Genomic DNA, 23,764 nt, shown 5'->3' with positions numbered 1-23,764 from the left:
CTATCAGTACGTGAGGGCGCGGCGCACGGCGCTGGCCACCTGGCGCGAGGAGCGCTGGAGCGACTGCGGCGTGCCGGCACCGCGCGGCGCATGGAGGTTGATCGCCACGCGCACGTCGCGGCCCGCGCCGCTGCCGCCCGTCTCGATGCGCCCGGCGGAGGTGGGCACGAAGACTTCCGGCCCGCGCTCACCCACCATGTAGCCCCGCCCCGGCGAGACGTTGCCGCCCGTCGCCCGGCCCGGCAGGCCCAGCGCGCCCGAAAGCAGGCCCGACAGGTCGAGCAGCCCGCTGCCGCCTCCGCCGGAACCGCCGCCGAGGATGGCCGAGGCCAGTGTTTGCGCGGCCTGTCCGGCGATGGCGTCCAGCGCGGAGGAGGCAGTGCGCTTCAGGTCGTCGAACCCGAGGCTGCCCTTGCGGATCGCGCCGGAAAGCCCGCGTTCGAGCGCGTCGCCCGCCCGCGTGAAGCCCGACACCAGATCGCCGTCGACGGCGCCGCGCATCTGCGCGATGTCGCGGGTGAAGCCGGCGGTGCTGGCGCGCACTTCCACCAGCAGGCTGTCGATTTCATCGTCCATGATCGTGCTCCATCAGGCGTTGCAGCGTCTGCCGGTCGAACCCGGCAGCGGTTGCATCAGGGCCAAGCAGGCCGAGCGAGGCGGCGAGTTCGGCGGGGGTCGCATCCCAGAATTCGGGCGGCCGCCAACCCAGCGTGCGGGCGCAAAGGCCGCACAGCGCCAGCGCGGCGGCGGCAAAGGTGTGGTTCACGGCGCGCCTTTCAGAATCTGGGCGAGCAGGGTGCGCAAGGGTGCGGCGCAGGCGGCAAGGCCCTGCGCCATCACCGCCTCGCCCACGGCCTCGCGGGGGAGGGCTTCGCGGTCAGCCAGGCAGTGCCAGAACAGCGCCGCCATTTCGCCAAGGCGCAGCTCACCCGCTCCCGCGCGTTCGACCAGCGCGAAGAGCGGGCCGAGTTCCTCCTCGGCGGCCACGAGCGCGGTGAAGGTGGGGCGCAGGCGGCGCGGCGTGCCGGCGATGGCAAGGCTGGCCTCGCCGCGCAGGGGATTGGCTCCCCCGAAATCTTGGCTCGTCATGCCGGGGAGACCTGGCCCGAGCTTTCCAGCTGGAGCGTATAATTGCGCTCCCCGTTGAAATCGCCGGCATAGTCCAGCCGCTGGACGAGAAACCTGCCGCGCAGCCGCTCGCCGTCCTCGAAGCTGAGTTCGTAGTCGTCCAACGTGCCGGACAGGGCGTTTGCGCGCACCTGCGCCTCGGCGGCGCTGCCCAGGAAGATGCCCGCCGCGCTGACGGAGACAGAGCGCACCCCCGCGCCCGAGAGCAGTTCGCGCCAGCCGCCGCTGTCCTTGGAGGTGACGACGACCGCGTCGCCCGTCACCGACATCTGCGTGGTGCGCAGGCCCGCGACGGTCTGGTAGCTGGCGGGCGCGCCGCCGTTGGAGATCTTGAGGAGGAAGGCGCTGCCTTTCTGGGCGGTCATGGCGTGGTTCCTTTGTGTGAGGGGCGAGGGGGCTTCGACAGGCTCAGTCTGAGCGGGGTGAGGGGCACGCGTTCCGCTCATCCTGAGCTTGGCGAAGGATCAGGCCGCCAGCAGGCGGAAGCGGTATTCGAGCAGGACCGCGCGGCGGCTTTCGCCGCGCTGCTCGGCGCGGGCGCGCAGGAACTGGATCGCGGCGATCTGAAACTTCGGCTGCGTGCGCGGCAGGGTTTCGATGCGCGCCTCGATCGCGGCGACGAGATCGGCGGCCGTATCCGGCGCGTCGCCCCGGCAGTGCAGTTCGAGAGCTACACGCACCTCGCGGCCCGGCGCGGTCTTGCAGCTCCAGTCGGTGCTGGCGCTGGCGGCGATGGCGAGCCACGGCAGGCTGGTGCGCGAGGGGGCTTCCTCCGTCACCGCGTTCAGGCTGGAGACCAGCACCGGATCGGCGCGGAGCCAGCTGATCAGGGCGGCGCGCAGGGGCATTTCCATCACTTATCCTTTCGCGAAAAGCGGCCAGACCAGCCCGGCGCGGCGCCAGCGGCGTTCATCCCCGCGCGTGCGAAGAAGGCGGGCGGTGGCATGGGCGGCGGCGAGTGTGGCAGCGCGGGCGGCGAGCCGTTTGGCGAGGGCCTCGAACGGGGCGTCGGCCTCGATCATGCCAGCCGCATCCGCCGCCAGGGGCGCCACAGCGCGGCGACCGAGGCGGGCGGCAGCGGTGCGGCGCCGGCGGTGTCACGCTCGCGGTGCTGGTGGGCGGCAAGGCGGACCACGCCGTGACGCAGCGTTTCGGGCAGGGCGTCCCAGTCGGCGGCGAGACCGGCGGTGAAGCGCACAACGACCCGCTTTGCCTCACCCGGTAGGGGCAGGAGAACGCGGCCGGCGCCGCCCGCGTCGAGGTCTGCCTCCCAGCTGGCGTGGTCGAGGGGGATGCGGGCGCCGTCTGCGCTCAGGCTCTCGATCGCGGCGATGGCCTGGACCGGGCGGGTCGCAAGGGTGTGCCAGCCGGCGCGGGCGGGGAGCCGCTCCTCGCACGTCGCTTCCAGCGGAAGGGCGCCTGTGAAGGCCTCGCAGGTTTCCAGCGCGGCGGCGAGGAGTGCGGTCAGCAGCGCGTCATCGCCGCCGGCGGTGATGCCGAGCCACTGCTTGAGCTCGGCAAGCGCCGATGACGGCAGCGCGGCCGGCGTAAGGATGACCCGGTTCATGGGTATCTCCGATCAGGAATGGACGGGAAGGAATGAGGTGCCCGCGCCGCCGGAGGGTAACGGCGGCGCGGGCTGACGCGGGGGAGGCGCTGGGGATCACCCCCGCCCGCGTTATCCTGCTGGGATCAGGCCTGGATGCGCAGGAGCTTGATCGCGTCGGAATCCAGCACCTGCCCGCCGATCCGCTTCGTCGCGTAGAAGTGGACGAAGGGCTTGTTGGTGAACGGATCGCGCAGGATCGAGGTCGCCGAGCGTTCGGCGATCAGGTAGCCGGCGCGGAAGTTGCCGAAGGCGATCGGGCACACGCCGGCGCCGACATCCGGCATGTCCTCGGCCTCGACCACAGGGTAGCCCAGCAGGCGGTTGGGCTGGCCTTCCATCAGGCCCGGCTGCCACAGGAACGAGCCGTCCGCCGCCTTGAGCTTGCGCACCTGGGCAAGCGTCTTGGAGTTCATCACCCAGCTCGCGCCCTGGCGATGGCCTGCCTTTAGCGAGTGGACAAGGTCGATCAGCTTGAGTTCCGGCGAGGTGTCGAAACCGGTGGCATTGCCCGAGACGAGGTGCTGCAGCGTGCCGAAAGTGCGCGTCGCATCGCCTGCGGTGCTGGTCGCGGCATTGAGGAAGCCGCGTGGCTGGTTGGTGCCCGAACCGCCCACGAAAGCGGCGCCTTCCGCGCGGGCGAATTCCATCGCGATCTCGTCCGCCAGCCAGGTCTGGATGTCGAAGGCGGCATCGTCGAGCATGGCCTGGCTGGCCGCCGGGTTGGCGTAGAGTTCGCCCGAGGGCGGGGCGATCTCGGCGAAGGCGGGGGTGGCGGTTTCGGGGCGCAGCGCGGTTTCGCTGACCCAGCCCGAGGCGGTGCCGCTGGTGGTGACCAGCTTGCGATACCCCGCGCTGCCGGTCTGGACGACCTGCGCGATGGCGCGGATCGGGTTGATGTTTTTGAGCCGGGCCGAGATAAGCGCGTCGATCTCCCGCGGGACGGCATAGCCGCCATCCGCGAGTGCCGCGCCCGAAAGCGACTTCAGTTCCGTCTCGCGGCCCGAGCGCAGGTAGCCCTGCACGAAACTTTTCACTTCGAGGCTGGGGGCTGCACCCGAGGCTTCGATCAGCGGGCGGGAGGCGGCGCGCGAGACGCGGTCGAGCCGGGTCTTCACGTCGTCGACATCGCCGCGCAGTGCCTCGACGGCGGCTTCGGTGGCGTCCTGGCGGGTAACCAGGTCGAACGAGGCGTCCAGCGCCTCGACGGGGGGAGTGGCTTCCATGGGGTATTCACCTTTCGTTGGCGTGGGAAACGGGGGAGGCGGCAAAGTCACGCGGTCAGGTGGACGCGCGCTTCGTGCTGCATCGGGTGAGTGACGAGGCTCACCTCGAACAGTTCGATGTCGAGCAGTTCGCGGCCCTGCTGCGTGCGGCGGCTGGCGCGGGCGCGGTAGCCGAACGAAAGGCCGGTGACGGTCCCCCGCTTCAGCGCCAGCCCGGCCGCGCCGAGGGGGTTGTCGATGATGCCAAGGATGCGCAGGCCGCGCGCATCCTCGGCCACGGTTTCGATCCAGCCGATGCGCAGGTCCGCGCGGTGCTGCCAGAGCAGCGGCAGCGGATCGCAGCGCTCGGCAAGGGTGCGGGCGAAGGCGCCGGGGCGGATCGTGTCTCGCGCCGCATCGGGCTTGCCGAACAGGGCGGCGTAGCCGGCGAACCTCAGCGTCCGCTCATCCTGAGCTTGCCCGAGGATCATCGCAGCAGTTCCGTGGCGCCGAGGCGCACCGTCAGGCCAAGCAGCAGCAGCGCCAGCGCGCCGCGCACGATCCAGCTTACCACCGCCCTGCGCGCGCTCGACTTCGCATCGCGCCAGGCGCGGAGCAGTTCGCGCAGTTCGCCCATGTCCTGCAGCGCGGTCTCGTCGTCCAGACCGATGCGGGCGAGCATCCGCTGCGCGCCCAGTTCGCTGGCCTCCTCCACCACCGCGCGCAAGGTGACGAGATCACCGCCCTGCGCGCTCGCCTGGGCGAGCAGACCCGCCAGCATGTCATTGGAGTTCATGATTTGTTCTCCTGATTGATTGCGCGCGGAGGCAGGCCCAACAGGCCGCGCTTTTCCGTATCGTCGAGAAAATCGGCGGCGTTGACCTGCGACCACAGCCGCTCGCGGTCCTCCGCCAGCGCGGGGACACGGTCGAGGTCGACGGCCAGCGCGGCATCCGGGAACCACGGCGCCAGACCTTCGCCGATCGCGGCGAGCAGCTTGGCGGCGAGCGGCAGCAGGGTCAGCCGCCACAGCGCGCGGTTGGCCTCGCGGTAATTGTTGTAGGTCGCATCGCCGGGCAGCCCCAGCAGCATCGGCGGCACCCCGAAAGCCAGCGCGATGTCGCGCGCGGCGGCGGCCTTCAGCGTGGCGAAGTCCATGTCGGCGGGGGTCATCGCCATCGCCTGCCACGTCAGCCCGCCTTCCAGCAGCATCGGGCGGCCCGCATTGGCCATGCCCGAATAGGCGGTGGTCAGCTCGGCTTTCAGGCGGTCGAACTGGTCGGCGGTCAGCCCCGCGCCGTCGCCCCCTTCGTAGACCAGCGCGCCCGAAGGCCGCGCCGCGTTCTCCAGCAGCTGACGGTTCCAGATCGACGCGGCATTGTGCGTGGCGATCGCCTCGTCGGCAGCGCAAAGGCAGCCCGCGCCGTAGTGATCGTCGCCCGGATGGAAGTGGCGTATGTGGATCACATTGGGCGAGGCGTCCTCGTCCAGCAGCGGGATCGACAGGCGCTTGCCTGCAACCTCATAGGCGAAGGCGGCGGGCCAGCCGTCGTCCCCGGCGATGACGCTGATCCGCTCGGGCCGCAGGGCATAGAGTTCGACCGGCCGTCCCCGCGCGTCCTTCAGCACCTGCACATAGGCGTTGCCATGAAGCAGCAGGTGCGAGGCCAGCGTCTCCAGCAGCGACTGCCCGGCGCTGGTATCGGTGACGAGCGCGGCAAGCGCCGGGTCCGCAGGCTTCAGCGGCGCGCCGCCGATACCCTCGGCGACAAGACGCACGGCACGCTGGGCAACCGGGTTTTCAAGATAGGCGCGGCGGACGGCGTGGTTGTACTCGAACGGAGCACGCCCGGCTGCGGTTTCGGCGAAGAACCAGGGCGAGGCGCTGCCGCGCGCGAGTGGCACGCGGGTGCTCTCGCCCTTGAAGGCGGCGATGAGGGTTTCGAGGAAGGACATGGGATTCCTTTCGGGGGAGGGGATCGGAGGAAGAGGGAAGACCCAGATCTTCCCTTCAGGCTATCCTTACGCGCGGCTCCAAAGCCTTCCCGAGCATCAGCTCGGTCAAAGCCCAGACCAGAGCGTCCGCCCGGTCCGGCGACCGGCCCGGACCTTGATAGGCCCCGCCCGCGACCAGCCCGCACAGTTCGTCCTCCAGCGCGGGAAACGTCCCGGCATGGTGTACCCGGCCTGCTTCGTAGAGCGCGGCGACCGGCTCTGCGCGGGCGACCTTGCCTCGGCTGGCGTGGACCAGTTTCAGCGGCAGCGACAACTGCGCCGCCCGCAGAACCGAGCCGACCATCGCGCCGCCCTGGTTGGCTTCGGCAACGACGCGGTCGGCGTTCCAGACCTGCGCGGCGTTCGCCACTGCGCGGGCCCAGCGTTCGGGGCTGGCCTTTTCCACCGAGGCGTCGGCCAGCACATGGGCCGAGCCTTCGGCGGTGAGACCGGCGACCACGATCCCGCAGGCATCGCCTGAGGCGGAGGCCGGGGGGTCCACCGCCACGACCACGCGGGTCAGTTCCGGCGGCGCTGTGTCCTCGCGGCAGGTTTCCAGCAGGGCGCGGGTCCACAGGGCGCCTTCGATGTCGGCGACGAGTTCTCCGTCCAGTTCCTGCCGGCCCAGCAGCGACCGGCCGAAGCTGCGGCGGATGTCGTTCACGAAGCGGGCGGGCAGATTGTCGCGGTTGTCTTCGGTGCTGCCTCGGGTGATGACGATATCCTCCGCCGGTTCGGCCATGAGGCGTGTGACCAGGGGCACGGCGCGCGGGGTGGTGGTGGCAAGCGCGCGCGGCCTTTCGCCCAGGCGCAGGCCAAGCAGGAGGTTGTCCCAGGCCCGCGTCGCGCGGGCGGAGGCGTTGTCCCACTTGGCGACTTCATCGCACCACGCATGGCTGTGCTGGGGGCCGCGCAGGGTTTCGGGTTCGAGCGCCGAGTAGATCGTGGCCTGCGCGCCGTTTGCCCATGAGATCCGGCGCAGCGAGGGTTCGAAGCGCGGCCTTTGGCGTTCCGGCCCGACCGAGAGCAGGCCGCTTTCGCCTTCGACCATCACCGCGCGCACTTCGGGCAGGGTGGCGCCGACGAGGGCGATGCGGGCATCGGGATCGGCCTTGGCGAGCGCGCGCACCCATTCGGCGCCCGCGCGGGTCTTGCCGAAGCCGCGGCCCGCCATGATAAGCCAGGTGCGCCAGTCTCCGGGCGGGGGCAGCTGCTGCGGGCGTGCCCAGAGCTGCCAGTGGGTGAGCAGTTCGTCGCGTTCCTTGTCGTTGAAGGTGTTCATCTTGCGGCGCCGTTCGGCGGGGGGCAGCGATTCGAGGATCGCCAGGTGTTCACTTATCATCGGTCGCCGGCGCTCCTTCTTCCAGGGACGGCAGCTGCGGCCGGGGCGCGGCGAGGCGGCGTTCGCGCATCTTTTCGATCTTGGCGTTGATGGCGTCGAGAATCGCGTCGGAGTTGCGGTTTTCAATGACCGCGCGCTGGCGGGCCGCCGTTTCGCGGTGGGCGACAAGCAGACGCAGGGCGGTGGCGTTGTCGAACACGCGGGTGCCGCGTTTGGAGCCGGGGGCGGGTTTCACTTCGCCTTCGCGCAGGCGGTGAAGCAGGTTCAGCTCCAGCAGGTCATATCCCTCGCACAGGGCTTCCTGCCATTCGCGGTAGAACAGCGGATCGGCGCGGCGCAGTTCGTAGACGCGCGCGGTGTTGGTCCCGGCCTTGCGGGCCGAGGCCGCCACGTTCGAGGTAGCGGCGAGTTCGGCGAGGAATGGCCCGCGCCAGACGCGCGCAGGCACGGCTTTCTCGGCGGCAGGCGCGCGCCGACGATCGAACTCTGGTCCGCCATCTTGCTGTCCGTTTCGATTGCTGGAGGGGGGCACTACGCCGAAGCCGCCGGAGCGTTCGGTGTTTTGCAATGTTCCTGATATGTACCCAATCAGCATGATGATGTCAACTAGAAAGAACCAAATAGGTTTTTCAAATGACGCCGCCGTCCCCTCGCCGTCTCCTTGCCTGCCCCTTGCCGCGATGCAGCGCGGGCCTTAAACGGAGCCGCGTTGGGGTGTGATGCCTTGGGGGAAACTTATGCTGCGCCGCCTCTACGACTGGACCATGGCCAAGGCGGCGCACCGCCATGCCGAGTGGTGGCTGGCCGCCTTCGCCTTCATGGAGGCAAGTTTCTTCCCGGTGCCGCCGCACCCCCTGCTGGGCCTGATGTGCCTGGCCGAACCGAAGAAGGCGATTCGCTTTGCCGCTTTCGCCACGCTCGGGTCGGTCGCGGGCGGGTTGCTCGGCTATGCGATCGGGCACTTTGCCTATGCCGCATTCGGCGAGGCGATGCTGCAGGCGCTGGGGCTGGCGGAGAGCTTCCCCAAGGCCGCGTGCTATCTGCGCGATTACGGCGCCGAGATCATCATCGTGAAGGGCGCGACGCCGATCCCCTTCAAGCTGCTGACGATCACGGCAGGGTTCATCGGCATGAACCTGTGGGTCTTCATCGGCGCCTCGATCGTGTCGCGCTCGATCAGCTTCATGATCGTGGGCGTGCTGTTCCGCCTGTTCGGCGCACCGATCAAGGCGGTGATCGACAAGCATCTGGGCAAGGTGACCATCGCCTTCGTGGTGCTGATCGTCGCTGGTTTCCTCGCGGTGACGATGCTGGGCGGCGGCGGCGGCAAGACCAGCGAGAAGTGCGCCTCGGTCGCAGCGACGACAGCCGCCTGAGCGGCCTGGCCCCGGCGGGGTGACGGAATCCGGTTGCCTGCACAGGCGCTTGACTGCCGTCATCGATATGTCATCCTCCTCGGGATGCGCCGCACCATGGGGCATATTGCTCCATCCGCCATCCGGCCCTGCGGCGCCGGAAGGAGGACTATGGCTGGTCGACCGGAAGCATCATCGATCCAGGACGCGGCGCGGGGTTTGCAAAGCTCCCCGGATTTCCTCAGACAGCTTGCGGGTTACGGCCTGACCACGATCGAGGTGCACTACTTCCTGCCCGACCATCCCCGGCTTCTGCAGCTTTTCGCGTTCCAGCAATACGACGTCGCCCCGCGCTTCCCGGTGCTGCGCGATTTCCTCGACTTCTGGGGACGCGAGATCGAGGGACCGCTCCATTCGGTGCGGATCGCCCACAATCACCTGATCGGACCGCAGGAATGGCGCGCGGTCGACGGGATCATCTCGATCCACTGAAGACACGGCTGAGCGCGCCGGGCTGGAACTGGCAGTGGCGATGCGGTCTTTCCCCTGACATCGATCGGGGCGATGCTGGGCGCCGATCGCAGTCGCCATCTAAGGAAACCGCACCATGTCCAAGATCGTCATCGTCGTCGGCAGCCTTCGCGCCGAATCGTTCAACCGTCAGGTCGCCGAAGCGCTGACCCGGTTGCCCGCCGCGCAAGGCCATGCGTTCACTTTCGCCGATATCGGGTCACTGCCGCTGTACGATCAGGATGACGACGCGGATCAGGCGGACAGCGTGAAGGCGCTAAAGGCGCTGGTGTCCGGTTCGGACGGCGTGCTGTTCGTGACGGCGGAGTACAACCGCTCGATCCCCGGCGTGCTCAAGAACGCCATCGACCACGCCTCGCGGCCTTACGGGCAAAGCGCCTGGGCCGGCAAGCCGGCCGGGGTCATCGGTGTTTCGGTGGGGGCGATCGGCACCGCGCTGTCGCAGCAGCACCTGCGCAACGTGCTCGCGTATCTCGACATGCCGACGCTGACGCAGCCCGAAGCGTTCCTGCAGTGGAAGGACGGGCTGCTGAACCCCGACGGCACCGTGGGCGAGGCTTCGGCGAAGTTCCTGGGCGGCTGGCTGGAAGCGTTCCTGAAGCTGGTAGAGACGCACGCGGGTTGAGAATTCCTCCCCGAACTTGCTCGGGGAGGAATGGGAAATCAGCCCAGAATGCCCGCGGTCTTGCCGGCGCGGATGAACATGCCGATGATCTGCTGCACCTGCTCGGCCGAATGTTCGGCGCAAAGCGAGCAGCGCAGCAGGGTCATGTTCGCGGGCGTTGCCGGCGGGCGGGCGAGGTTCACGTAGAGACCCTCGTGCAGCAGGGCCTCCCACATCATCGCGCCGCGTTCCAGATCGGGCATGATAACCGCGATGATCGCGCTCTGCGGGCTGTCGGTGCCGAGCTGGAAGCCGGCGTCCGTCAGGCCCTTGTGCAGGGTGCGTGAGCTTTCCCACAGGTGGGCGCGCTTGTCGGCGGCGTTCATCAGCTTGCGGATCGAGGTGGCGGCAGTGGCGACCACGCTGGGCGGCAGGCTGGCGGTGAACACGTAAGGGCGGCAGACCAGGCGCATGATCTCGAACTTGGGATGGTTCGAGACGCAGAAGCCGCCCACGGTGCCGACCGACTTGGAGAAGGTGCCGATCACGAAATCGACGTCGTCCAGGCAGCCCTGGTCCTCGGCCACGCCGCGCCCGTTGGGACCGATGAAGCCCATCGAGTGCGCCTCGTCCACCAGCACCATGGCGCCGTACTTCTTGGCGATGGCGATCATTTCCCTGAGCGGGGCGATATCGCCCAGCATCGAGTAGACGCCTTCGAGGATGACCAGCTTGCCCGCGCCTTCGGGAATGCGCTTGAGGCGCTTTTCCATGGCTTCGATGTCGTTGTGCTTGAAGGGCACCACTTCGGCGTCGCCCATCTTGCAGCCGTCCCAGATGGAAGCGTGGCTGTCGATGTCGAGGATGATGTAGTCGCCCTTGCCGGCGATGGTGGAGATGATCCCCAGGTTTGCCTGATAGCCGGTCGAGAACACCATGGCGTGGTCCATGGCGTAGAAGTCGCAGAGCGCTTCTTCGACCGCGCGGTGGCCGGCATAGGTTCCGTTGAGAACCCGGCTGCCGGTGGTGCCGGCGCCGAAATCGTCGAGCGCCTGCTTGCCCGCCGCGATCACGTCGGGGTCGAAGGTCATGCCCATGTAGTTGTAGGTGCCGAGCAGGATCGTCTCGCGGCCGTTGCACAGGGCAACGGTGGGCGAGATCACCTTTTCCATCACGAGGCCGAACGGATCGGTCACGCCGGTGGCAAGCAGGTTCTCGCGCATCTGGATCAGCGGGTCGAACTTGCTGAACAGGTCGCCCCCGTTTGCAGGAGCGTTTCCGCCGACGATGGTTTCGGGCTGGTCGGGCTGGTTCACGGCATCGGTCATCTGGCGCTCAGCCCTTGATCTTGACGACGGCGTCGACGAGCTGGCCGTAGGTTTCGATCTCGGCCTGGGCGTTCATCGAGATGATGATGTCGAATTCGTCCTCGATGGCGGCGACGAAATCCATCACCGTCAGGCTGTCGAACTCCAGATCGTCGGTGAAGCGGGTGGCGTCGGTGATGGCGACGCCCTTCTTGTTGAAGGGCTCGATCAGCGCGGCGATGCGGGCCGAGGTCTCTGCGCGGTCCATGGGGGTATCTCCGAAAGGGTCCTGGCGGCGCTTTGGCCGCGAATTGCGGCGCAAAAGCGGCGCGGGTGTGTCATGTCAAGCGGTGTGTATCAGAGAAGCGCCCGAACCGCCTGCATGAACGGCCCGATCGAAACCGGCTTGGCGAGGTATCCTTCGGCCCCGGCCTCGCGGATGCGTTCCTCGTCGCCCTTGCCGGCATAGGCGGTGACGGCCAGGATCGGGATCGAGCGCAGGACCGGATCTTTCTTGGCCGCCTCGATCAGGTCCAGCCCCGAGACGTTGGGAAGCTGGATGTCCATGATGACCAGATTGGGCACGAACTGGCGCGCGCGGTCGAGCGCGTCCAGCCCGTCGCCGACCGGCTCCACGGCGTAGCCCTGGCTGCGAAGCACGTCGCAAAAGAGCTTCCGGTTGAGATCGTTGTCCTCGACAACGAGGATTCGCTTTGCCATTCGACGCCCTGATAACCATCTGGAGGTAACATATCCCTGTCATGGGCCATGCCAGAGTTCGCCTCCCGTCTATTCCAAGCAAGCGAGACTGACAATTCTTCGAGAACCGCCATCCCCCGCAAGTGACCCTCAGGCCCTGGCCCTCAACGCACTGGGCTGGGTGCTGGGTGACGATTCGCGCGCCGAGCGGTTCCTGTCGCTGACCGGGCTGACGCCCGAGGAACTGCGCGCTTCGCTGGGCGAGCCTGCCACTCTGGCGGCGGTGCTGGAATTCCTGTGCCAGCACGAGCCGGACCTCCTCGGCGCCGCCGACGCGCTGAGCGTTTCTCCGCAGACGCTGGTGGCAGCACGCGAAAGGCTGGGCGCATGAGCGTAAACACGGGCAGGCCGCTGCTCATCACCGACTGCGATGAAGTGCTGCTGCACATGATCAAGCACTTCCGCGACTGGCTGGCCGAGGAAGAAGGCGTCGAATTCGACCTCACCGGCGGCGAGTTCTACAAGTCTATGCGCCGGATCGGGGCGGAGGCGCCGATGGAACATGCGGAGATGTGGGAGCTGCTGGGCCGCTTCTTCGACACCCAGATGTACCGTCAGACCGCGATCGAAGGCGCGGTGGACGCCATCGCCGCGATTCGCGAACATGCCGACGTGGTGGTCCTCACCAACCTTCAGGACTTCCGGCGCGAGGCGCGCGTGGCGCAGCTCCTGGAGCATGGCCTGGACCTGCGGGTATTCACCAACCAGGGTCCGAAAGGCCCGGCGCTGCAAGCCATCCTGGACGAGTACAAGCCCAGCCGCGCCGTTTTCATCGACGATCTTTCGCAGCACCACGGCTCGGTTTTCGAAACGTCGCCCTCGGTGCGCCGCCTGCATCTTTGCGGCGAGCCGCAGATCGCCCCCAACATCAAGTGCGCGCTCCAGCTTGGCCATGCCCATGCGCGGATCGACGACTGGGGCAGCGCGCTCCCCTGGCTGCTTGACAGCCTGACCGGCCCGATCGAACCCGAAACCAAAGGATCTGTAATTCCATGAGTGACATCGACACCCGCCTGACCGACCTTGGCCTGACCCTGCCCGCAGCGGCGGCTCCGGTCGCGGCTTACGTGCCGGTCGTCGTCGCGGGCGGGATCGCCCACGTTTCCGGGCAGCTGCCCTTCGTGGAAGGCAAGCTGGTGACCGGCCGTCTGGGCGAGGGCGTCTCGATCGAAGCCGGCACCGAAGCGGCGCAGGCCTGCGCGGTGATGATCCTGGCGCAGCTGAAAGCCGCCCTCGGTTCGCTCGACCGGGTGGAGCGGATCGTGAAGCTGGGCGTGTTCATCAATTCCACCGGCGATTTCACCGATCAGCCCAAGGTCGCCAATGGCGCCTCGGAACTGATGGTGGCGGTCTTTGGCGAGGCGGGCAAGCATGCGCGCAGCGCCGTGGGCGTCCCCGTCCTGCCTCTGGGCGCCGCTGTCGAAGTGGACGCCATCGTTGCCGTTCGCCCTGCTTGACCGCTGGGTTTCGCCTGTACCCGATCCGCGCAAGGTCGCGTGGATCGGCGCGCAGGACTATGCCCATCGCGGACTGCATGGAAGCGGCGTGCCGGAAAACTCGCGCGCGGCCTTTGCAAAGGCCATCGCGCAGGGCCACGGCATCGAACTGGACGTGCAGCGTTCCAGCGACGGGCAGGCGGTGGTCTTCCATGACGATGCGCTTGACCGGCTGACGGCAGAGGCCGGCCCGGTTGTCCGGCGCAGCGCCGCCCAGCTTGGCGCCATCGCACTTGGCGGAACCGCCGAAACCATTCCTACATTGCGGCAGGTATTGGCCCAGATCGCCGGCCAGGTGCCGGTCTTGATCGAGGTGAAGTCAGACCGCCACGCCCGCATCGCCGCGCTGTGCCTCAGCGTGCGCCGGGTGCTGGAGGGCTACACCGGCCAACATGCGGTGATGAGCTTCGATCCGCGCGTGGCGCGCTGGTACTGGCGCAATTCGCCGCATACCGTGCGCGGCCTTATCGTTTCCGAGGGGGAGGACCGCGCGCTTCCCGGCAAGCTGCGCCGCCGCCTGTCGCTGTGGCATGCGCGGCCCGATTTCCTCGCCTACGACGTGCGCGACCTGCCCAGCAGCTTTGCCGCCGCCCAGCGCCGCCGGGGACTTCCCGTGGCGACCTGGACCGTGCGCGAGGCCGAACACGACGAGCGCGCCGAGGCTTATGCCGATGCCGCGATCTTCGAGACGGGCGGGGCCGAGAATGCGCCTTTCAGGAGCGGGGCGCAGGCGTGAGCGATGACCGCGCCTCGCACGGCAGCTTCACGGCAAGGCTGCTCGGCTCGGTCGGCGAATTGCCCGCGGGCGAGTGGGACGCGCTGACGGACGGGACCAACCCCTTCGTATCCCACGCCTTCCTCACCGCAATGGAGCAATCGCGCAGCGTCGGCGCCCGCAGCGGCTGGACCCCGGTGCCGATCGTGATCGACGGGCCCGACGGCCGCCTTGCCGCCGCGCTCCCCGCTTATCTCAAGGACCATTCACAAGGCGAATACGTGTTCGACCATACCTGGGCCGATGCCTGGCACCGGGCGGGCGGGGCGTACTATCCCAAGCTGCAGATCGCGGTGCCCTTCACGCCCGCGACCGGCCCGCGCCTGCTGACCCCGCATCCCGAACTCGCGCCGGCGCTGCTGCGCGCGGCGGAAACGCTGTGCCGCGAGAACGGCCTGTCCTCCGCCCACGCCACCTTCATCGAGCCGGGGCAGGTATCGGTGTTCGAGGACGCGGGCTGGCTGATGCGCGAGGACATCCAGTTCCACTGGGAGAACCGGGGCTACGCCAGCTTCGACGATTTTCTGGAAGCGTTGTCGTCGCGCAAGCGCAAGGATCTTCGCAAGGAACGGGCAAAGGCGCAGGAAGGCGTGGAGATTCGCAGCTTCACCGGCGCTGAGATCGAAGAAGCGCACTGGGACGCGTTCTGGGAGTTCTACCAGGATACCGGCGCGCGCAAATGGGGCCGCCCCTATCTGACCCGGGAAGCGTTCAGCCTGCTGGGCGAGACGATGGCCGACAAGGTGCTGCTGGTCATGGCCTTCATCGAAGGGGAGGCGGTGGCAGGCGCGCTCAACTTCATCGGCGGCGAGGCGCTCTACGGCCGGTACTGGGGCGCGCGGATTGATAAGCCGTTCCTGCACTTCGAACTGTGCTACTATCAGGCCATCGACGCCGCCATCGCGCTGGGCCTGGCCCGTGTCGAAGCGGGGGCACAGGGCGGGCACAAGCTGGCGCGCGGCTATGAACCGGTACGCACGGTTTCCGCGCACTACATCGTTCACGACGGCCTTCGCGCCGCGATCGCCGATTACCTCGAGCAGGAACGGGCCGGCATCGCGCTGGATCAGATGTCCCTCGGGGCGCACTCACCCTTTCGCAAGGGCGAGGACTGACGCGGGAGAACCGGCGGCTCAGGCGGCCTTGCGCATCGACGCGGACAGCCACTGGCGGGCGCGGCGCTGGGCTTCGGCGATTTCGCGGGCGGTCATGTCGTCGGAAACTTCGGCGCGGCAGGCGGCTGCATCTTCATGGCCGCCGACGGCGGCGAGGTTGAACCACTTGTGCGCTTCGATCAGATCGCACTCCGCGCCGTGACTTCCGGTCGAGTAGGCCACGCCGAGGTCGAAGTACGCCGAGCTGTCGCCCTGAGCCGCTGCGGCCAGCGCCTGTGCGATTGTCATGTCGCCCGCCGTAAAGTCCTTGGCGGACAGCGGAGCGGCAGTGGTTTGATTAATCCAGACAGTTTCCATTGTAGGCCCCTGATTCGTTCGATCGATGCATTCCCCTGCGATCGATGACCTGAAACTGGATGATTCTCCCGAAGATATAGTTAACAAGAGTTGGGAAACTGTCCTTTACGGGCATGGCACCTGTCCCACCCCGGAACTTCGTTAAGAATTTTGTGGAGGATCGCTTATATCCGCTTGTGCAGGGATTCTTGCGGAACTATAGGCCCCGGAACCGCGGATCGTTGTTGGGTTACCGGGAAAAACCCGGGGCTGCAGGGCGTTAGCGATCCGATGGAGACACCTGCGGAGTTTCTCTGGATGGCAACGGCCCTAATTGACGAAATCGATGTACTGGCAAAAGCAAAGCGTGCCATAGGCGGGGCTTATATTGCCACCGCCGACGAAGAATACATGAACGATGCGCAGCAGGATTATTTCCGCAAGCTGCTTATGGCCTGGAAGCGCTCGATCCTCGAAGCGTCTGCAGGCACCTTGCAACAGTTGCAGGATGGTCCGATCCGCGATGCCGATCTCAACGACCGTGCGTCAAGCGAGACCGACTGGGGGATCGAACTGCGTACCCGCGACCGTCAGCGCAAGCTGATCGCCAAGATCGATTCGGCCATGCGCCGCATCGAAGAAGGCGAATACGGCTATTGCGAAGTCACTGGCGAGCCGATCGGCCTTGGGCGACTGGAAGCACGCCCCATCGCGACGATGACGGTAGAAGCGCAGGAAGCGCACGAGCGCCGCGAGAAAGTCTCGCGGGACGACTGACATTTCGGTTTTGGACCCGGCCGCAGGGTTAGCCTCGGCCGGGTCATTAAGCCTTTGTTTGCCATTGTCGGCTAGGAATCGAGGCTGAGGCGCGCTATTTTGCGGGCGCCGGTCGCAAACGACCTGGCCGCAAACAAAGCGCAATCGAAGCCGGACGGAGCGCATGAACGAAGGTGAAAATCGGCAGATCGCGCGCGACAGCCTGTTCCTCATGGCTGACTTGCGCGTCGACGGACTTGACGGAGAATTCCGCATCAAGGTCCGCAACCTGTCCGCCGGGGGCATGATGGGCGAAGGAGCCGTGCGCGTCGTGCGCGGCACCGTCGTTCAGGTGAGCATCCGTAATATTGGCTGGATCGAGGGATCGGTCGCCTGGGTGCAGGATAGCCGGTTCGGCGTCGCCTTCGCCAAAGATATCGATCCGCGCCTCGCCCGCGCGCCTGTCGGCAAGGCCGAGGACCCGACCCCCGAGTTCATGCGCAACCATGAAGCGCGGATGGCCAGCAGCGCGGTTCTGCGCAAGATCTGATCCTGCCACGCGAAATTTCCCGATCCGCCATTTGCGGGGCGGGCGAAATGGATTACTCGGTGCGACATGCTCACCAAGCGCCCTCCAGTGAGGCTTATGGCCGTTCTGGCCGGGCTCTCGCTCGTATCCTGCAGTTCCTATGACAATTCGGCCTTCGGTGTCGCCGTTGTGGGCAGCGCGGAGGATCCGTTCGCGGACGACACTCCCCGGGCTGCCGCCGGCCAACTGGTGCGAGCGGCGACGGTGGAGGGCCTTGTCGCCTTTGATGAGGCGGGACGGGTCATCCCGGCTCTGGCCGACCGCTGGATCGTCACCGACGATGGGCAGAGCTACATTTTCCGCCTGCGAGAGGGGAATTGGGAAAATGGCGACCCGCTGACCGCCGAATCGGCACGCAAGGCGATCCGTGCCGCGCTCAAGACGATGGACAATACGCCGCTGGCGCTCGACCTGGGCGGCATCGACGAAATCCGGGCCATGGCGGGGCGCGTGATCGAAATCCGTCTGAACCGCCCGATGCCCTACCTGCTGCAACTGCTCGCCCAGCCCGAACTGGGTCTGGAGCATGGCAACAAGGGCGGCGGTTCGATGACGTTGGCGCGGAACGGCAAGCTGGCCGCGCTCACCCCCATCGAGCCTTCGCGGCTGGGCCTGCCGGGGATCGAGGACTGGGCCGAACGCACCCGCAAGATTCAGCTTCGCGCGCTGCCGGGGCCCGCTGCCGTTGCCGCGTTCAACGACGGTGAGGTTGACCTGGTGCTTGGCGGGCGCATCCAGGACTTCATGCTGACCCGCTCGGTGGGCATCCTGCGCGGCACCATCCAGCTTGACCCCGTGGTCGGACTGTTCGGCCTTCAGGTGATGACCGACAAGGGTTTCCTGGCCGAACCGGCCAACCGCGAGGCGCTGGCCATGGCGATCGACCGGCCCGCCCTGATCGCACCTTTCGGTGTGGGTGGCTGGTCTGCGACGACGCGGATCGTCACGCCCAGCCTCGACGGCGATCTGGGCACCATCGGCGAGCGCTGGGCAGAACAGTCGCTGGAAGACCGCCGCGCGGTGGCCGCGGCCCGCGTTCGGGCCTGGCGTCCGCCTCCGGGCGCGACGGTTCCGGCGGATGAGGGGCCTGTGCGCCTGCATGTCTGGTTGCCGCAGGGCGGGGGATCGCAGCTGCTGTTCAACCGCCTCCTTGCCGATTTCGCTGCCATCGGGGTTAAACTGGAGCGAGCACCCGAGGCGGACGGCGCTGACCTTGCACTGGTGGACGATGTGGCGCGCTATCCCCGTGCGGCCTGGTATCTCAACCGGCTCTCGTGCCGGGACGGGCGGGGACTGTGCTCTCAGGATGCGGATTCCCGCATTGCCGAGGCGGCGAATGCCGCGACACCGGTAGAGCGGGCAGCGCTGCTGACCGAGGCAGAGGCCGAACTGACCGCCAGCAATGTCTTCATTCCCTTCGGCACACCGATCCGCTGGTCGCTGGTGCGCGGCAGTGTCGACGGCTTCGCGGCGAATGCGTGGGGATGGCATCCCTTGATGCCCCTGTCCTGGCTCCCCAAATAGGCTTAGCGGCTCTGGTGGCCGCGGCTCGATGAGAGGCAAGGCTTTGGTCACAGGACCTCAATCCACTCCCCGGTCCGCCAAGCGGATGGAATTGGACTTTCCGCTCGGCACTGACCCCGTGGCCATCCGCCGCCGGGTGGAGGCGCTGGAACATGTGCTGGAGCGTGCCTTTACGGTGCCGGGCATCAACCGCAAGCTCGGCCTGGATGCCGTTGTCGGGCTGGTGCCGATCGCCGGTGACCTGATCTCGGGAGCAATGGGCCTTTACCTGGTGTGGGAGGCGCGCAATCTGGGCATGTCGAAGTGGCAGCTGGCGCGCATGACCGCCAATGTCGGGTTCGACACTGTGCTGGGCGCGATCCCCGTGGCGGGCGACCTGTTCGACTTCCTGTTCCGGTCGAACAGCCGCAATCTCAAGATCATCCGCAAGCATCTCGACAAGCATCACCCGCATACCCGGGTGATCGACGCCTGACGCTTTCGCGCGGGCGCGCTCCGGGCTATGGATGGGGGATGAAAAAGGCCCGCCTGATCTTCCTCAGCCTGATTCCGGCCATGCTGGCGCTGGGCGGCTGTTCCAAGCCCGATACCGCGCCGGGCCCGGGCGGCGTCACCATGGGCGAGGCACGCGCGCTCGACGAAGCCGCTGCCATGCTGGATGAGCGCAGGCCCCCGGCCGCAGCGCTCCAGCCCTCGGCTCCGAAAGACGCGAAGGCGCCCTGAAGCCCTCAAGATCAGTCGAAGCTGACCTTGCCGCGCCCGGCCTTGACCGAGCCGCGCAGCTTCTTGCCCTTGATCCGCTGTTCCTTGCCGATCCGGTTGAGGCGGCTTTTGGCGCGCTTTTCCGGGAATTTGTGCGCTTCTGTCAGAAGCTCCACCATGCGTTCGCGGGCATCGGCGCGGTTGGCTTCCTGGGTGCGGAAGCGGCGTGCGGTAAACACCAGTTCGCCGCGCAGGGTCATGCGGCTGCCGGCCAGTTCCTTGAGCCGCGCGAACACCTCGGGGCTGAGGCGCAGGGCATAGCAGTCCAGCCTGAGCTGGCAGGCGGTCGCCACTTTGTTGACGTTCTGCCCGCCCGGCCCGGTCGAGGCGATGAAGCTCTCGGTCGCGAGCGCCTGCGCGCGGTCTATGACCTCATTCATCCGGCTCGTGGTCCGGCGCCGCTTCGGGCGTGAAGCCCAGTGCGACGAAATCCGCGGGCATCGGAGCGACCGCCACGATCGGCGCCTTGTCGCCCGTGCGCGGGACGGTGAGACCGGCGGCGTGGAGCATCGTGCGGCGCGCGCCGTGCGGGGTGTCGGCGCCGTCGCCGTAGATCGGATCGCCCAGCAGCGCGAAGCCCAGGCCCGATGCCGCGTGGACGCGGATCTGGTGGGTACGGCCGGTTTCCGGGCGGAACTCCACCAGCGTCAGGCCACCTTGCACTTCCAGCTTGCGCCAGTGCGTGACCGAGGGCTTGCCCTTGCGCGCCGGGATCATGCGCCAGCCATCGGTGATGGAACTGATCTTGGACAGTGCGAGGTCGATCGTGCCCTCCTCATCCGCGACTTCGCCCGCGACCACGCCGAGGTAGCGCTTTTCCACCGTGCGTTCCTCGAAGGCGGCGGAGTAGCGCTTGAGCGCCTTGGGATTGCGGGCCAGCAGCAGGCAGCCAGAAGTGTCGCGGTCCAGCCGGTGGACGGGGAAGGGCTGGCGCTGGAAGCCCAGCTTCAGCTCGTCCAGCCGGTCTTCGAGGCAGGGCCCGCCTGCGCGCGGCTGGTCGAGCGGCAGGCCGCCGGGCTTGTCGATGACGAGCGCCTCGCCGTCCTCGAAGAGGATGTCCAGTTCCATTGTACGTCTTTTTTCCAAATGCGTTGATGGCGCTTCTTTAGGCGCGACCTTTCCGAAAGTCTGCCCCCGTTCAAATTGGGGGCGGATCGAAGAGCGGACCGACATCGACAATTACCGTCCGCAATCGTCACCCGCAGTCGTCACCCTGAACTTGTTTCAGGGTCCATCTCACGGTTCACTCCCCCATTTGATCGGCACGATGGACCCTGAAACGAGTTCAGGGTGACGGGGTGTTGGGGGGCAAGGAGAGGGGTGCCGGGCCTGCCACCTCAGCTTTAAGCCACGGCCTGCGCGATGCGCCTGCAGGCTTCGACCAGCTTGGCCTCGTCGGCAGCGAAGCTGATGCGGAAGCCGTCGCGGTGGCCGAAGGCGGAAGCCGGAACGATGGCGACGCCGTGGTCGAGCAGGTGCAGCGCCAGTTTCGCGTCGTCGCCGAAACGCTCCATAAGCGGGGCGGCATCGACCATGCAGTAGAACGCACCGTCGGGCGTCGGGGTCGAGAGGCCGGGAATCGCGTTGATCGCGCCGACCACCAGATCGCGCCGGGCGCGGAAGCGCTCGCACCACTCGGCCAGGAATTCCTGCGGTCCCTCGAACGCGGCGACGGCTGCGGCTTGGCTGATCGAACAGGGATTGCCCGAGGAATGCGACTGCAGCCGCTCCATCGCCTTGATGAGCCATTCCGGCCCGGCGGCCACGCCGATACGAAAGCCGGTCATCGCGTGGCTTTTGGAAACGCCGGAGATCGTCAGGATGCGGTCGGCAAGGTCGGGGCACAGGTTCGCCAGCGTGGCGTGGCGCGCGCCGGTGTAGTTGATCGGCGCGTAGATATCGTCCGACAGGATCAGGATGCGCGGGTGATGGCGCAGCACTTCGCCGATGCCCAGCAGCATCTCGGCCGGGTAGCAGGCGCCGGTCGGATTGCCGGGGCTGTTGAGCAGCAGCCACTGCGTGCGCGGGCCGATCTGGGCTTCGAGGTCGGCGGCGGTGAAGCGGAAGTTGTCCTTGGCGTGGGTGTGCAGCGGCACGACCTTGCCGCCGGCGAAGCGGATGATTTCCGGATAGCTGACCCACCACGGCGCGGGGACGATGGCTTCGTCGCCTTCACTTACGGTGGCGAGCATGGCGTGGAAGATCGCCTGCTTGCCGCCCGCGCTGACGGTTACCTGCGAGGTGGGAACCTCGATCCCGAGGTCGCGGGCGAAGTGCAGCGCGGCGGCCTGCTTGAGGCGCGAGGTGCCGCCGACGGGTGTGTATTTGGTGTCACCCCCGTCGAGCGCGGCCTTGGCGGCGTCCAGCACATGGGGCGGGGTGGCGAAATCCGGCTCGCCCACCGAAAGCGAGATGATGTCGCGGCCTGCCTCGCGCAGCTGGGTGGCGCGGTCGGTCATCGCGGTCGTCTGCGACGGGGCAATGCGGGAGAGGGCGGCGGAGATATGCATCAGGCGAGCAGCCGGGCGGGCATCAAGCCGCGCAGGGCGTTGCCGATCAGGAAGCCCCCTGCCAGATCGTCCAGCGTCAGCTCCGCCTCGCTTGCCCGGCCGGAATCCAGCAGCGAGCGGCGCAGTACGCCGGGCAAAAGGCCGAGGCTTGCGGGCGGGGTCAGCAGAGTGCCATCGCGCTCCACGAAGATGTTGGTGAAGCACCCTTCGGTGACCAGCCCGTCGTCGCGCAGCAGGATCGCCTCGTCGGCGCCGGCGGCTTTGGCAAGGGTGAGGCCCTTGTCGTAAAAACCGCGGTCGCTGGTCTTGTGGGCCAGTCGCCAGTCACCGCTGTCCACCGGCAGGCGCAGTACGGCGGCGCTGGCTGGTTCGGACAAAGCCGGCGGCACCTGCGCCAGTTCCAGCGAAAACGCGCCGGTACGGCCCACCACCAGACGCAGCTTGGAAGGCTTTTCAGCGTCGAAGCACAGGGCCTGGATCGCATTGCGCACGCCGTGGCGGTCGAACCCGAAGCCCAGCGTGACCGCGCTCGCGCTGATCCTTTCAAGGTGAAGTTCGAGAAGGGCGATGCCAGCCTCGGGCGTGAAGCACATCGTCTCGATGAGGTCGAAGCTGGCGGGCGAGATGGCCCCTCCAGACGCTCGAACTGCCGACTCTCGCACGAAACCCCCTTTGACCAGGCACTCCCGCCACTCGGGAAGCGCCTCAGAATCCGCGACGATCGCCGATCCTACCCCGAGGACCGCTCTACCGCCGCCTGCGCCGCCATTCCTGTCGGACGAGAGGCGCAAGGTGCGGATTGCCACATTGAACGCCGCATCGCCAGAGGGTTCGATGTAGCCGATGGAACCGCAATAGACACCGCGCGGGAAGCCTTCCACTTCGGCGATCAGTTCCATCGCCCGGATCTTGGGCGCGCCGGTGATCGAACCGCAGGGGAACAGCGCGCGCAGGACGTCCACCGCGCCGGTTTGAGGGGCAAGCCGCGCCTCGACGGTGGAGACCATCTGGTGGACGGTGGGATAGGTTTCGACGCTGAAAGGGCTGAGGGCCTGAACGCTGCCCGCCTGCGCCACGCGCGACAGGTCGTTGCGCATCAGGTCGAGGATCATCAGGTTTTCGGCCCGGTCCTTGGGGCTGGCGGCAAGATCGGCGCGCAGGGCCGCGTCTTCCTGCGGGGTGCGGCCGCGCGGGCGGGTGCCCTTCATCGGCTTGACCCGGATCGTGCCGGCGCGCGCGGAAAAGAACAGCTCGGGCGAGAAGCTGAGGTGCCAATGGGCGCCGTCGTGGATCACCCCGCCATAGCCCGCCGCCGCATTGGGCCGGATCGCGGCGTAAAGCGCCAGCGGATCGCCGCGCCACGGTCCGGCCAGCGGGAAGGTAAGGTTCGCCTGGTAGATGTCCCCCGCCTCGATCGCGGCGTGGAGGGTATCGAAGGCCCGCCGGTAAGCGGCGAATTCGACCTGGGGTTCCAGCGGGCCGATCGCCGGGGCGGCGGAACCGGCGTTGTCAGCCAGCCACTGCGGCATTGCTGCGGCGGGGATCGTCTCGTAGCCGTCAAACGCCCCGAACCACAGCAGCGGCCCGCCCGCGCCGGTGCGCGTGGGGAGCAGGTGCGCAAGGCGCGGCTCCAGCGCCAGCCCTGCTTCGTAGGCGATGTAGCCTGCCACATGGCGGCCCGCGCGGACCAGCGTTTCGATACGCTCCAGCGCGGCGGCGACCTCGTCCCCCCGCACCGCGACGACGGTTTCCAGCGGCGCGCGGTAGAGCCGGGCGTCGGCGGCGCCCTCGGAGCGGGCGTCATCGATGAGGATGAAGGGTTCTGGCATAGGCTGTCCCGGCCTTTAGCGGCACTGCGGGCCGGTGGCAAAGTGCCGGGGGGCTTTACGTTCGCATGGATCAGGGCATGTCCGTTTGTCCCCGTCGCCCTGAACTTGTTTCAGGGTCCATCGCGCCGCGTATTCCGCACGGTGAGAATGCAAACCGCGCGGGGAGTTCGGTAAAGCCGACTGACCGCGAAAAGCCGCACGATGGACCCTGAAACAAGTTCAGGGTGACGGGCCGTTTTT

34 protein-coding genes are annotated in these 23,764 nt (G+C 67.6%); 13 read left to right on the top strand and 21 right to left on the bottom strand.

The window, feature by feature from the left end; all coding sequences use genetic code 11:
• Positions 1–3 precede the first annotated feature (3 nt).
• The 13 genes from V474_RS13760 to V474_RS13705 form a co-directional block, all read right to left on the bottom strand.
• Entirely contained in the window at positions 4–576 is a 573-nt protein-coding gene (locus V474_RS13760; RefSeq protein WP_059152006.1) for a hypothetical protein, read from the bottom strand.
• The gene (locus tag V474_RS13755; protein ID WP_059152005.1) at positions 566–766 is read right to left on the bottom strand and encodes a phage tail assembly chaperone; all 201 of its coding nucleotides are present in this window, start codon (positions 764–766) and stop codon (positions 566–568) included. The genes V474_RS13760 and V474_RS13755 overlap by 11 nt, the downstream gene beginning before the upstream one ends.
• Positions 763–1,089 carry a gene transfer agent family protein gene (locus V474_RS13750; protein ID WP_059152004.1) on the bottom strand — a complete coding sequence of 109 codons (327 nt, stop codon included), beginning with the start codon at positions 1,087–1,089 and terminating at the stop codon, positions 763–765. Before V474_RS13750 ends, V474_RS13755 begins: the two co-directional genes overlap by 4 nt.
• Positions 1,086–1,493 (bottom strand): phage major tail protein, TP901-1 family, encoded by a 408-nt coding sequence (locus V474_RS13745; protein ID WP_059152003.1) that lies wholly within the window; start codon positions 1,491–1,493, stop codon positions 1,086–1,088. Before V474_RS13745 ends, V474_RS13750 begins: the two co-directional genes overlap by 4 nt.
• A 99-nt stretch (positions 1,494–1,592) precedes the next feature.
• Positions 1,593–1,982: a DUF3168 domain-containing protein gene (locus V474_RS13740; RefSeq protein ID WP_059152002.1), complete on the bottom strand. Its 390-nt coding sequence runs from the start codon at positions 1,980–1,982 to the stop codon at positions 1,593–1,595.
• 3 nt (positions 1,983–1,985) lie between these two features.
• Positions 1,986–2,150, bottom strand: a complete 165-nt coding sequence (locus tag V474_RS26210) for a hypothetical protein (protein WP_169795068.1) — start codon at positions 2,148–2,150, stop codon at positions 1,986–1,988.
• Positions 2,147–2,695, bottom strand: coding sequence for a head-tail connector protein (locus V474_RS13735; protein WP_059152001.1), 549 nt, complete (start codon positions 2,693–2,695; stop codon positions 2,147–2,149). The genes V474_RS26210 and V474_RS13735 overlap by 4 nt, the downstream gene beginning before the upstream one ends.
• A 125-nt stretch (positions 2,696–2,820) precedes the next feature.
• Positions 2,821–3,960: a phage major capsid protein gene (locus V474_RS13730; RefSeq protein ID WP_059152000.1), complete on the bottom strand. Its 1,140-nt coding sequence runs from the start codon at positions 3,958–3,960 to the stop codon at positions 2,821–2,823.
• Between the two features lie 47 nt (positions 3,961–4,007).
• Positions 4,008–4,430: an HK97 family phage prohead protease gene (locus V474_RS13725; RefSeq protein WP_059151999.1), complete on the bottom strand. Its 423-nt coding sequence runs from the start codon at positions 4,428–4,430 to the stop codon at positions 4,008–4,010.
• Positions 4,427–4,735 (bottom strand): DUF6127 family protein, encoded by a 309-nt coding sequence (locus V474_RS13720; protein WP_059151998.1) that lies wholly within the window; start codon positions 4,733–4,735, stop codon positions 4,427–4,429. The genes V474_RS13725 and V474_RS13720 overlap by 4 nt, the downstream gene beginning before the upstream one ends.
• Positions 4,732–5,895, bottom strand: coding sequence for a phage portal protein (locus V474_RS13715; protein ID WP_059151997.1), 1,164 nt, complete (start codon positions 5,893–5,895; stop codon positions 4,732–4,734). Before V474_RS13715 ends, V474_RS13720 begins: the two co-directional genes overlap by 4 nt.
• Positions 5,896–5,950: 55 nt before the next feature.
• Positions 5,951–7,276: a DNA-packaging protein gene (locus tag V474_RS13710; protein ID WP_052505835.1), complete on the bottom strand. Its 1,326-nt coding sequence runs from the start codon at positions 7,274–7,276 to the stop codon at positions 5,951–5,953.
• Positions 7,266–7,844, bottom strand: a complete 579-nt coding sequence (locus tag V474_RS13705) for a hypothetical protein (RefSeq protein WP_236711267.1) — start codon at positions 7,842–7,844, stop codon at positions 7,266–7,268. Before V474_RS13705 ends, V474_RS13710 begins: the two co-directional genes overlap by 11 nt.
• A 169-nt stretch (positions 7,845–8,013) precedes the next feature.
• Between V474_RS13705 and V474_RS13700 the strand changes: the two genes are divergently transcribed.
• From V474_RS13700 to V474_RS13690, 3 genes are all read left to right on the top strand, one after another.
• Positions 8,014–8,652 carry a YqaA family protein gene (locus tag V474_RS13700; protein WP_059151996.1) on the top strand — a complete coding sequence of 213 codons (639 nt, stop codon included), beginning with the start codon at positions 8,014–8,016 and terminating at the stop codon, positions 8,650–8,652.
• Positions 8,653–8,802: 150 nt separating this feature from the next.
• Positions 8,803–9,123, top strand: coding sequence for an usg protein (locus V474_RS13695; protein WP_059151995.1), 321 nt, complete (start codon positions 8,803–8,805; stop codon positions 9,121–9,123).
• Between the two features lie 115 nt (positions 9,124–9,238).
• The gene (locus V474_RS13690) at positions 9,239–9,787 is read left to right on the top strand and encodes an NADPH-dependent FMN reductase (RefSeq protein ID WP_059151994.1); all 549 of its coding nucleotides are present in this window, start codon (positions 9,239–9,241) and stop codon (positions 9,785–9,787) included.
• 38 nt (positions 9,788–9,825) lie between these two features.
• On the opposite strand, the gene spt is transcribed toward V474_RS13690, so the two are convergent.
• The 3 genes from spt to V474_RS13675 all read right to left on the bottom strand — a co-directional run bounded on the left by spt (position 9,826) and on the right by V474_RS13675 (position 11,793).
• Complete coding sequence (gene spt, locus V474_RS13685) at positions 9,826–11,094, bottom strand: serine palmitoyltransferase (RefSeq protein ID WP_059151993.1); 1,269 nt, start codon at positions 11,092–11,094, stop codon at positions 9,826–9,828.
• Between the two features lie 7 nt (positions 11,095–11,101).
• On the bottom strand, positions 11,102–11,341 hold the full coding sequence (locus V474_RS13680) for an acyl carrier protein (protein WP_059151992.1): 240 nt from the start codon (positions 11,339–11,341) through the stop codon (positions 11,102–11,104).
• Positions 11,342–11,430: 89 nt separating this feature from the next.
• Entirely contained in the window at positions 11,431–11,793 is a 363-nt protein-coding gene (locus V474_RS13675; protein WP_043977149.1) for a response regulator, read from the bottom strand.
• Between V474_RS13675 and V474_RS26820 the strand changes: the two genes are divergently transcribed.
• Genes V474_RS26820 through V474_RS13650 form a run of 5 tightly spaced genes read left to right on the top strand, consistent with a single transcriptional unit; the run spans position 11,753 to position 15,218 of the window.
• Entirely contained in the window at positions 11,753–12,163 is a 411-nt protein-coding gene (locus V474_RS26820) for a DUF3572 domain-containing protein (protein WP_330219643.1), read from the top strand. The two genes, V474_RS13675 and V474_RS26820, sit on opposite strands and share 41 nt — an antisense overlap.
• Positions 12,160–12,828, top strand: a complete 669-nt coding sequence (locus V474_RS13665; protein ID WP_059151990.1) for an HAD family hydrolase — start codon at positions 12,160–12,162, stop codon at positions 12,826–12,828. Before V474_RS26820 ends, V474_RS13665 begins: the two co-directional genes overlap by 4 nt.
• Positions 12,825–13,289 (top strand): RidA family protein, encoded by a 465-nt coding sequence (locus V474_RS13660; RefSeq protein ID WP_059151989.1) that lies wholly within the window; start codon positions 12,825–12,827, stop codon positions 13,287–13,289. Before V474_RS13665 ends, V474_RS13660 begins: the two co-directional genes overlap by 4 nt.
• On the top strand, positions 13,270–14,064 hold the full coding sequence (locus V474_RS13655; RefSeq protein ID WP_059151988.1) for a glycerophosphodiester phosphodiesterase family protein: 795 nt from the start codon (positions 13,270–13,272) through the stop codon (positions 14,062–14,064). The genes V474_RS13660 and V474_RS13655 overlap by 20 nt, the downstream gene beginning before the upstream one ends.
• Positions 14,061–15,218: a GNAT family N-acetyltransferase gene (locus tag V474_RS13650; RefSeq protein WP_082699779.1), complete on the top strand. Its 1,158-nt coding sequence runs from the start codon at positions 14,061–14,063 to the stop codon at positions 15,216–15,218. Before V474_RS13655 ends, V474_RS13650 begins: the two co-directional genes overlap by 4 nt.
• A gap of 18 nt (positions 15,219–15,236) precedes the next feature.
• Here V474_RS13650 and V474_RS13645 read toward each other — a convergent pair whose 3' ends face one another.
• Positions 15,237–15,575, bottom strand: a complete 339-nt coding sequence (locus V474_RS13645) for an SEL1-like repeat protein (protein ID WP_059151987.1) — start codon at positions 15,573–15,575, stop codon at positions 15,237–15,239.
• A 297-nt stretch (positions 15,576–15,872) separates the two neighbouring features.
• Here V474_RS13645 and dksA point away from each other — a divergent pair, with 297 nt between their 5' ends.
• The 5 genes from dksA to V474_RS13620 all read left to right on the top strand — a co-directional run bounded on the left by dksA (position 15,873) and on the right by V474_RS13620 (position 19,146).
• Positions 15,873–16,331, top strand: coding sequence for an RNA polymerase-binding protein DksA (gene dksA, locus V474_RS13640; RefSeq protein ID WP_059152159.1), 459 nt, complete (start codon positions 15,873–15,875; stop codon positions 16,329–16,331).
• Between the two features lie 163 nt (positions 16,332–16,494).
• Positions 16,495–16,860, top strand: coding sequence for a PilZ domain-containing protein (locus V474_RS13635; RefSeq protein WP_059151986.1), 366 nt, complete (start codon positions 16,495–16,497; stop codon positions 16,858–16,860).
• A 66-nt stretch (positions 16,861–16,926) separates the two neighbouring features.
• The gene (locus V474_RS13630) at positions 16,927–18,423 is read left to right on the top strand and encodes an ABC transporter substrate-binding protein (RefSeq protein WP_059151985.1); all 1,497 of its coding nucleotides are present in this window, start codon (positions 16,927–16,929) and stop codon (positions 18,421–18,423) included.
• Positions 18,424–18,508: 85 nt separating this feature from the next.
• Positions 18,509–18,898, top strand: a complete 390-nt coding sequence (locus V474_RS13625) for a DUF4112 domain-containing protein (protein ID WP_059151984.1) — start codon at positions 18,509–18,511, stop codon at positions 18,896–18,898.
• Positions 18,899–18,936: 38 nt separating this feature from the next.
• Entirely contained in the window at positions 18,937–19,146 is a 210-nt protein-coding gene (locus tag V474_RS13620; protein WP_059151983.1) for a hypothetical protein, read from the top strand.
• Positions 19,147–19,157: 11 nt separating this feature from the next.
• Here the strand turns inward: V474_RS13620 and arfB are convergent, their stop codons facing one another.
• The 4 genes from arfB to pabB all read right to left on the bottom strand — a co-directional run bounded on the left by arfB (position 19,158) and on the right by pabB (position 23,524).
• Positions 19,158–19,565: an alternative ribosome rescue aminoacyl-tRNA hydrolase ArfB gene (arfB, locus tag V474_RS13615; protein ID WP_043977130.1), complete on the bottom strand. Its 408-nt coding sequence runs from the start codon at positions 19,563–19,565 to the stop codon at positions 19,158–19,160.
• Entirely contained in the window at positions 19,558–20,253 is a 696-nt protein-coding gene (locus V474_RS13610) for an RluA family pseudouridine synthase (RefSeq protein ID WP_059151982.1), read from the bottom strand. Before V474_RS13610 ends, arfB begins: the two co-directional genes overlap by 8 nt.
• 275 nt (positions 20,254–20,528) lie before the next feature.
• Complete coding sequence (locus V474_RS13605) at positions 20,529–21,695, bottom strand: pyridoxal phosphate-dependent aminotransferase (RefSeq protein ID WP_059151981.1); 1,167 nt, start codon at positions 21,693–21,695, stop codon at positions 20,529–20,531.
• The gene (gene pabB, locus V474_RS13600) at positions 21,695–23,524 is read right to left on the bottom strand and encodes an aminodeoxychorismate synthase component I (RefSeq protein ID WP_059151980.1); all 1,830 of its coding nucleotides are present in this window, start codon (positions 23,522–23,524) and stop codon (positions 21,695–21,697) included. The genes V474_RS13605 and pabB overlap by 1 nt, the downstream gene beginning before the upstream one ends.
• Positions 23,525–23,764: the final 240 nt, after the last annotated feature.

Origin of the sequence: Novosphingobium barchaimii LL02, from assembly GCF_001046635.1 — a bacterium.
Taxonomy (GTDB): Bacteria; Pseudomonadota; Alphaproteobacteria; order Sphingomonadales; family Sphingomonadaceae; genus Novosphingobium; species Novosphingobium barchaimii.
This window is presented reverse-complemented; position numbering and strand designations above follow the sequence as displayed.

Coding starts and splice junctions, on each gene's coding strand:
- V474_RS13605 (WP_059151981.1), bottom strand. CDS start 21,695: ATGCATATCTCCGCCGCCCTCTCCCGCATTGCCCCGTCGCAGACGACC.
- V474_RS26210 (WP_169795068.1), bottom strand. CDS start 2,150: ATGATCGAGGCCGACGCCCCGTTCGAGGCCCTCGCCAAACGGCTCGCC.
- V474_RS13625 (WP_059151984.1), top strand. CDS start 18,509: ATGGAATTGGACTTTCCGCTCGGCACTGACCCCGTGGCCATCCGCCGC.
- V474_RS13635 (WP_059151986.1), top strand. CDS start 16,495: ATGAACGAAGGTGAAAATCGGCAGATCGCGCGCGACAGCCTGTTCCTC.
- arfB (WP_043977130.1), bottom strand. CDS start 19,565: ATGAATGAGGTCATAGACCGCGCGCAGGCGCTCGCGACCGAGAGCTTC.
- V474_RS13735 (WP_059152001.1), bottom strand. CDS start 2,695: ATGAACCGGGTCATCCTTACGCCGGCCGCGCTGCCGTCATCGGCGCTT.
- spt (WP_059151993.1), bottom strand. CDS start 11,094: ATGACCGATGCCGTGAACCAGCCCGACCAGCCCGAAACCATCGTCGGC.
- V474_RS13645 (WP_059151987.1), bottom strand. CDS start 15,575: ATGGAAACTGTCTGGATTAATCAAACCACTGCCGCTCCGCTGTCCGCC.
- V474_RS13660 (WP_059151989.1), top strand. CDS start 12,825: ATGAGTGACATCGACACCCGCCTGACCGACCTTGGCCTGACCCTGCCC.
- V474_RS13690 (WP_059151994.1), top strand. CDS start 9,239: ATGTCCAAGATCGTCATCGTCGTCGGCAGCCTTCGCGCCGAATCGTTC.
- V474_RS13725 (WP_059151999.1), bottom strand. CDS start 4,430: ATGATCCTCGGGCAAGCTCAGGATGAGCGGACGCTGAGGTTCGCCGGC.
- V474_RS13665 (WP_059151990.1), top strand. CDS start 12,160: ATGAGCGTAAACACGGGCAGGCCGCTGCTCATCACCGACTGCGATGAA.
- V474_RS13700 (WP_059151996.1), top strand. CDS start 8,014: ATGCTGCGCCGCCTCTACGACTGGACCATGGCCAAGGCGGCGCACCGC.
- V474_RS13730 (WP_059152000.1), bottom strand. CDS start 3,960: ATGGAAGCCACTCCCCCCGTCGAGGCGCTGGACGCCTCGTTCGACCTG.
- V474_RS13620 (WP_059151983.1), top strand. CDS start 18,937: ATGAAAAAGGCCCGCCTGATCTTCCTCAGCCTGATTCCGGCCATGCTG.
- V474_RS13680 (WP_059151992.1), bottom strand. CDS start 11,341: ATGGACCGCGCAGAGACCTCGGCCCGCATCGCCGCGCTGATCGAGCCC.
- V474_RS13715 (WP_059151997.1), bottom strand. CDS start 5,895: ATGTCCTTCCTCGAAACCCTCATCGCCGCCTTCAAGGGCGAGAGCACC.
- V474_RS13750 (WP_059152004.1), bottom strand. CDS start 1,089: ATGACGAGCCAAGATTTCGGGGGAGCCAATCCCCTGCGCGGCGAGGCC.
- V474_RS13630 (WP_059151985.1), top strand. CDS start 16,927: ATGCTCACCAAGCGCCCTCCAGTGAGGCTTATGGCCGTTCTGGCCGGG.
- V474_RS13745 (WP_059152003.1), bottom strand. CDS start 1,493: ATGACCGCCCAGAAAGGCAGCGCCTTCCTCCTCAAGATCTCCAACGGC.
- V474_RS13675 (WP_043977149.1), bottom strand. CDS start 11,793: ATGGCAAAGCGAATCCTCGTTGTCGAGGACAACGATCTCAACCGGAAG.
- V474_RS13740 (WP_059152002.1), bottom strand. CDS start 1,982: ATGGAAATGCCCCTGCGCGCCGCCCTGATCAGCTGGCTCCGCGCCGAT.
- V474_RS13760 (WP_059152006.1), bottom strand. CDS start 576: ATGGACGATGAAATCGACAGCCTGCTGGTGGAAGTGCGCGCCAGCACC.
- V474_RS13610 (WP_059151982.1), bottom strand. CDS start 20,253: ATGGAACTGGACATCCTCTTCGAGGACGGCGAGGCGCTCGTCATCGAC.
- dksA (WP_059152159.1), top strand. CDS start 15,873: ATGGCAACGGCCCTAATTGACGAAATCGATGTACTGGCAAAAGCAAAG.
- V474_RS13720 (WP_059151998.1), bottom strand. CDS start 4,735: ATGAACTCCAATGACATGCTGGCGGGTCTGCTCGCCCAGGCGAGCGCG.
- V474_RS13710 (WP_052505835.1), bottom strand. CDS start 7,276: ATGATAAGTGAACACCTGGCGATCCTCGAATCGCTGCCCCCCGCCGAA.
- V474_RS13695 (WP_059151995.1), top strand. CDS start 8,803: ATGGCTGGTCGACCGGAAGCATCATCGATCCAGGACGCGGCGCGGGGT.
- pabB (WP_059151980.1), bottom strand. CDS start 23,524: ATGCCAGAACCCTTCATCCTCATCGATGACGCCCGCTCCGAGGGCGCC.